The 7,346-nt window shown below is 36.0% G+C and carries 3 protein-coding genes and 1 pseudogene; all 4 read right to left on the bottom strand.

Going from position 1 to position 7,346, the window contains the following annotated elements; genetic code table 11:
- Positions 1 to 845: 845 nt before the first annotated feature.
- Positions 846 to 1,067 carry a hypothetical protein gene (locus AFK68_RS39210; protein ID WP_210407484.1) on the bottom strand — a complete coding sequence of 74 codons (222 nt, stop codon included), beginning with the start codon at positions 1,065 to 1,067 and terminating at the stop codon, positions 846 to 848.
- A 288-nt stretch (positions 1,068 to 1,355) separates the two neighbouring features.
- Positions 1,356 to 2,354 (bottom strand): non-ribosomal peptide synthetase, encoded by a 999-nt coding sequence (locus AFK68_RS37005; RefSeq protein WP_246844270.1) that lies wholly within the window; start codon positions 2,352 to 2,354, stop codon positions 1,356 to 1,358.
- An 8-nt stretch (positions 2,355 to 2,362) separates the two neighbouring features.
- Positions 2,363 to 5,842 (bottom strand): annotated as a pseudogene (locus AFK68_RS41990) (amino acid adenylation domain-containing protein); the annotation flags it as partial.
- A gap of 1 nt (position 5,843) precedes the next feature.
- Positions 5,844 to 7,011: condensation domain-containing protein (locus AFK68_RS18240; RefSeq protein ID WP_246844269.1), on the bottom strand; the 1,168-nt coding region annotated here is incomplete at its 3' end.
- Positions 7,012 to 7,346: the final 335 nt, after the last annotated feature.

Below are 7,346 nucleotides of genomic sequence, written 5' to 3'. Positions count from 1 at the left end.
TAATTTCTGGGAGGGTTGGGAGACCAAACCACTACGATAATTTGTTTCCCAATTTAATTTCTGGGAGGGTTGGGAGACCAAACCACTACAGTTTTAGGATTGCTATATTACTATACTATAAAAGCATAATTATTAACTAACAAAACTGGTCAATATTCCTAAAATTTTTGGTAAGTTTTACACATAATATTCCTGTAAATATAATACCACAGTTTCAAATTTTTACTCTAAAAATTGCCAAACAGTTCCAGTAGTAATAGCTCCATAAATTTGGGAAATATTGTTACCGAAAAATCAAGGTATAAAGCCTCTCCTTTCAAAGAGAAACAAAAAAAATTTTTCCTTTTATTCAATCCAATCCGTTTTAGGGAGAGGTAATTATCAATTATCCATTATCCATTATCCATTATTGAACTTGACGTTGGTTTAAAATTTGAGCAGCAACCATTTCTGCTATACATTGAGCCAAACCAGATTTAAGATTATCGTTTTTAGCTTCTACTAAGGCAATAACTGGTGATTCGATGAAAAGTTGTTAGGTTGAATTGCTAATAAGAAAATCACAAAAACCATTTAATTCTAGTTCTGTGTCAACATTAAACTCAATGCCAGAAAATAAACTAATCTGTTTNTTGGTTTAAAATTTGAGCAGCAACCATTTCTGCTATACATTGAGCCAAACCAGATTTAAGATTATCGTTTTTAGCTTCTACTAAGGCAATAACTGGTGATTCGATGAAAAGTTGTTAGGTTGAATTGCTAATAAGAAAATCACAAAAACCATTTAATTCTAGTTCTGTGTCAACATTAAACTCAATGCCAGAAAATAAACTAATCTGTTTTTTTTAATTTTTTATCACTGCTACTAAGATTGGTGTAACTATTAATTCATATCGAGCTTTTTCAGAACCTATTGCTACTGCTAAGGGTAAATATTCTTCTAAAGCTTCAATTAGAAATTGACTAGGATAAACTTCTGGTAAGTTGTTAAATTTTCCTTTTTTGCCTGTCAGAATTATATTAAATTTTTGTTTCAGTTCCTCCAAGGTAAATTTACTGTAAGGCATAGATTTTTGTAGTTATTAGTTATCAGTTATCAGTTATCACAATGGAAAAAAATTCTGCTCTCTGCTTTCCTTCTACCAAAGTCTAATTATTCAATTAAACATGATATAACAATATGACAATGATTTGTGAAAAAAACCGTAGGGGTTTGCTTTCTCAATCTCATTTATGCTAGGGTTTGGATACCAAATCCCTACGATAATTTATTTCCTAATTTCATTTCTGGGAGGGTTTGGAGACCAAACCCCTACGATAAGCTGATAGCTGATAGCTGACCGCTGAATGCTTAACTACTTTAAATATTCACTCAAACGTTCTGCTAATACTTTATTATTTTGTTCCTTAATAAATGTAAAATGATTGCCAGGAACCATAACAACTTCCATATCAGCTACATCTAAAATAGCATACATTTCTACCCAAACTAATTGAGGATCTATGCCATGGGGATGCCTTTCTTGCGCCCGAAAAACTGTTACTTTTCCTGGATAAGGACGACGTTTATAAGTATAAGTTGCCTTTAAAGTACCAATTATCACATCAATAAAGCGTCGGTTTTGTTTGCGAGTAGCTTCCTTGGGAAATAATTCTAATTTCTCTGCTTTATCAATTATAAACTCTATTTGTTCTTCTGAACTTAAACCTAATAATTCATCTTGCGTAACTAAATCTGTTCGACCAAACATACCTCCAAAGTAACGACTCAATACACCCCTCATATATAAATTATCAATCTTTTTATTAGGGTCTAATAAAATGGGAACCCAAGGATCTAACAAAGCCAATAAACTAACTTCTTCACCTTGCTGAACTAACTGTTGTGCCATTTCAAAAGCAACAACTCCTCCAAAAGACCAACCACCAATTTGATAGGGTCCTTTTGGTTTAAATTCTACCAGAGTTTTGACATAAAATTCGGCCATATCTTCAACATTTGTGAAGATTTTTTCCCCCTCATTAAATCCCTGGGCTTGTATCCCATAACAAGGTTGATTATTACCTAAATATTGGGATAATTCCTGATAATAAAATACATGACCTCCGGCAGGATGTATACAGAAAAATGGTTGTTTATTTCCCTGAGTTTGCAGGGGAACTAGAGAAGAAGAACTAACTTGAGTTTCTCCTCGAATTAAACTTCCTAAATCCTCAATTGTTGAGTTAGTCAATAGAGTAGATAAAGGTAATTGTTTGCCAAAGCGTTGTTGAATTTTTGCTATTAAATTAACTGCTAAGAGAGAATGACCTCCTAATTCAAAGAAATTACTTTTAACTCCTACTGGATTAATATTCAGANGAACTAGAGAAGAAGAACTAACTTGAGTTTCTCCTCGAATTAAACTTCCTAAATCCTCAATTGTTGAGTTAGTCAATAGAGTAGATAAAGGTAATTGTTTGCCAAAGCGTTGTTGAATTTTTGCTATTAAATTAACTGCTAAGAGAGAATGACCTCCTAATTCAAAGAAATTACTTTTAACTCCTACTGGATTAATATTCAGAATTTCTGACCACATTTGTGCTAGTTGCTCTTCTATCAGATCGCGTGGTGCAACAAAATTTTCACTTCTACTAAAACTAGAAATATCGGGTGCGGGTAGAGCGCGACGGTTGACTTTGCCATTGGGAGTTAAGGGTAGTTCCGACAACACTACAAAAGCAGAAGGTATCATATACTCTGCTAACTTTTGGTGAAGATGTTGTTTAAGTTGCGGTATAATCTCCCCTGAAATCTGAGAATTGAGAGGATTATTGGCAAAAACCTGCCAGTTGCTAATCTTCAGAGATTTCTGAGTCAGGGGTGTTAAAATGATGCCTTGACTTGCCACTGCTGACTTAACAAATACAGCATCTAAACTCTCGTATCTGCCGTTGAGAGACCAGCATAATTCCAATTGATATCCCAACTCTGCACTCAATTGATGCAGCATTTCTGGGTGAATTCCATGAGTTTTGCTTTGATGCAAGTGTTGTCGGAATTGCTTTATATCCTCAATTTCTGTATTTTCCAGTAGTTTCACACTTAAAATATCTTGGTTTATCCTGGCATTAGATAAATTATAAAAGCAAACGGATGTAGGCTGTTTTTGAGTTAAATACTGACGGATATCTTCAAAATCCATTGTTTCCCCATCCACCATTAACTCTGCTATTATCGGTTCCGCTTGAGCCTCAATGTGCAACAGTACATGATAGCGATATTTGTTGAGTTCGTTGTCTTCCGCACCCCTCTGTAAACGGATCTGAACGTGACTTATCCGGGGGTATCTTTCTTTTAAAGCTACAAAAAATTCCGGTGCTATCAACAACTCTTTTTCTTTTCGGCTGCGCAGCTCAATGCCCTGACGTAATTCTTGAGTAGATATAGAGGAGTCAGCTTGGTAGACTTCTATGGAAGTGTGAAATGCCTGCATTAGTGGTAGACAACGGATATCTCCCAAGAAAATTATCCCCCCAGGTTTGACAGCACTGATGCTACCCGAAATGACTTGCAAGAGATATTCGAGATTGGGGAAATACTGGATAATGGAATTGAGAATTACAGCATCGAAGCTATTGTCTGATATTGAGTCAAATTCTGACGCCGACTTCAGTGCTAGAGTCACCTGCTGATAGGAGTCTGGTTGCTCTGCGATTTGTTCCCGGATGTAGTCGAGTGAAACTTGGGAAATGTCTGTGCCGTAATAACTCTGAGTCTGAGGAACGATAGAAAATAGTAGCATACCTGTACCGCAGCCAATTTCCCATACCTGCTGAGGTTTATTTGCCAAAATTTGCTCAATAATATCATCCGCCCAAAGACGCATTTGGCTTTGTTGTATGGGTTGGTTGTCGTAGCTGCTATACCAAATTCCTGTATTGAAGAGGCGATCGCTAACTTCATCGTCTTGAGACTGGATTTTTTGATCGAAAATATCTTGCCAACTATTAACTTGAGTGTTGAATAATTCTGGATCGCTCTCTACAGCAGCTACAATATAAGCAACCAAGCGTTTCTCTCCTGGTCGATCTTCTCTGGCAACGACAACTGTTTCTTTCACCTGCGGATGTTGGTTGAGGATACTTTCAACTTCTCCAGTTTCAATACGGAAACCTCGAATTTTTACTTGATGATCGGCGCGACCCAAATATTCAATGTTGCCATCGGGTAGATATCTGGCTAAATCTCCAGTTTTGTATAGCTTTGAGTCTTTATCATCAAAGGGGTTGGGAATAAACCTCTGCGCTGTTAACTCAGGGCGATGGAGATAACCCTTGGCCACCCCGACACCACCGATATAAATTTCCCCTCCTACACCCACAGGAAGAGGTTGCAAGTAGGAGTCTAGGATATAGATTTGAGTGTTGGCAATAGGTTTACCGATAGACTTGGACTTATTTTTTGTGGAATTAACTGGCACCGCAGCACTAATATTGTTATCAAGAGGCGATCGCGTCACCCTATACGTTGACGACCATATTGTAGTTTCGGTTGGCCCGTACATATTCCACAATTCAGCACCTCTGTCTAATAGCTGACTCGCGAGTTTATCAGGTAACGCTTCTCCCCCGCAGAGAATTTTGAATTTTCTGTCTGAGACTCCTTCCCAACCTACAGTCAGTAGCATCTGCCAAGTTGCCGGAGTTGCCTGCATGAGTGTTGCGCCTGAATTCTCCAAAGTTGACAACAACTGCCAACCGTCAGAGGCAACTTCACGAGTTACGATGACAACTTTCGCCCCGACTGTGAGAGGCAGATAAAGTTCTAATCCTGCTATATCAAAACAGATAGTTGTCACGGCCAGGAGTGTATCTGAATTAGTAATTCCTGGGGTCTGACTCATAGACCTTAAGAAGTTAGTCAGGGAACGATGGTAAATTTGCACTCCTTTGGGTTTGCCCGTGGAACCAGATGTATAGATAACGTAGGCCAGATTTTCTGGTGTTACCCCAGCGTCAATGTTGTTGTAATTTTCCAGAGAAATTTTTCCCCAGTCTTTATCCAGACAAATTATTTCTTGCGATTTGATTTCCGAGAGTTGATTGACTAATTTTTCTTGAGTTAATAATACTGATGCTTGAGAGTCTGCCAACATATAATTAATTCGTTCTGGGGGATATCCCGGATCGAGAGGAACATAAGCTGCTCCTGCTTTGAGAATTCCTAATAATCCCACAACCATTTCTAGGGAACGTTCGACACAAATTCCTACTAAATTTTCAGGTTTAACTCCCAATTTTTGCAAATAATGAGCAAGTTGATTGGCTTTATTATTTAACTCAGAATAAGTCAGTTTTTCTTCACCAAAAATTACTGCTATTGCATCTGGTGTTTTCTCGACTTGAATCTCAAATAATTGATGAAGAGAAATGTCTTGAGGATAATCGGTTTTTGTATTATTCCATTCCACCAAAATTTGCTGTTTTTCTGCCTCACTCAGAATTGATAATTTACCAACTGGTGTCTCAGGATTTTCTACAACTGCTGTTAGTAAATTCTGGAAATGTTCGGCAATTTGAGCAACAGTTTTAGCCTCTAATACATCACTATTATATTTAAACTCAGTCAACAGAGATTCTGGTAATTCTGTTATTTCTAAACTCAATTCAAAATCTACTTTTTGTTGTGGCAGTTCAAAGTATTCTAACTCTAATTCTTTTGCCTTAAATAATTGCTGAACTTTCTGATAACTAAAGCCAACCTGACAGACTGGAGAATGACTCAAATCGGCAGATTTTAATTGTTTAACAAGTAGAGCATAAGGATAATCTCGATAATTATCAACTTCAAATACTTTCTNTTTCTAAACTCAATTCAAAATCTACTTTTTGTTGTGGCAGTTCAAAGTATTCTAACTCTAATTCTTTTGCCTTAAATAATTGCTGAACTTTCTGATAACTAAAGCCAACCTGACAGACTGGAGAATGACTCAAATCGGCAGATTTTAATTGTTTAACAAGTAGAGCATAAGGATAATCTCGATAATTATCAACTTCAAATACTTTCTTGCTAACTTGAGTCAAAAAATCTGTAAACTTAATGTTTTCTGAAACTGAATTTCTGACAACTGTAATATTAGTAAAATTCCCAACTACTCCGGCAAATGATGCTTGATTTTCTCGGTTTTGTAATAAACCAACCAGAATATCTTCTTCTCTTGTGTAGCGGTAAAGCAGAACTTTAAATACTGCTAATATTATCTCTTCCTGTTTTACTTCTAGCCTTTTTGCCAGTTGTTGAATTTTTTGAGTTAATTCAGAGTTGATAGTTGATTTTAAAGCATTACCATTATAGGTTCTCATACTCGGACGAGAAAAACTTGTTGGTAATTCTAAGATAGGTAATTCATCCCCTAACTTTTCCTGCCAATAATCGCCAATTTCTTTTCCTTCTGAACTATTCAGAAATTCTAACTCTTGCTCAATATAATCAGAATAAGTCGTATTTAGTGGAAGTAAATTTGAACTAATATCATTAATTTTTGACTCGTAAATAGTTACAAACTCATCCACTAATATTGATAGGGAGTGGCAATCGCCTGCTATTTGATGCAGAGTCAACAATAAAATATTTTCTGTTGTCGAAACACTAAATAAACAAGCTCTAAATACCCCAGCATTTTCCAGATTAAAAGGAAGCTTTAGTCGCTCCGATAATTGTTCATTTAATTCTGAATTATTCCAGGATGAAGCATCTATTTCTTCCCAGTCAATCTCCACATTTTCCCGAATTTCTGAAATTAGATTTCCATCTTGTTCAGAATATAAACTGCGGAGAATAGGATGACGTTCAATTAATATTTGTAGTGTATTTTTAATAGTTGGAATATCTATAGAAGACTTGCTCCGAATTGCTATAGATATTTTATCTGCCAAACCCGTTGGGTTAAACTTATACAGAAACCAATTTGCTTGCTGTATGTGAGAAGTAGGCCGCAATTTTAAAGTAGAAATACCTTGATTATTCATCGTTTATGTGATAGGGAAAAGGAAATAGGAAGAAATAATTGATTTTATTTTTGATTCTTGGAGATGTCTAATGAGATAGAATCTGATTATATAAGATCAAATCTGGTAGCATCAGTGTAATTATATCAGGATTCAGGAGGCACGGAGTTAGGACGAGAAAGAATTTAGAAAGATTTGGCAATAGCTGAAGAGCAAACATTTTTTTATACCGAATTAAGTAGATTTGATATAATAAATCTCTCCAGAAAAGAGGGAACACAGAGAAGTAATTGATAATTAATTTATGGATAAGAATTGATTCTATTTTTGATTTTCACCAGATATCTATCTAATAT

Source organism: Hydrocoleum sp. CS-953 (genome assembly GCF_002260545.1).
Lineage (GTDB): Bacteria > Cyanobacteriota > Cyanobacteriia > Cyanobacteriales > Microcoleaceae > Trichodesmium.
Note: the sequence above shows the minus strand (reverse complement) of the source record. Positions and strands in the feature narration are given on the sequence as shown.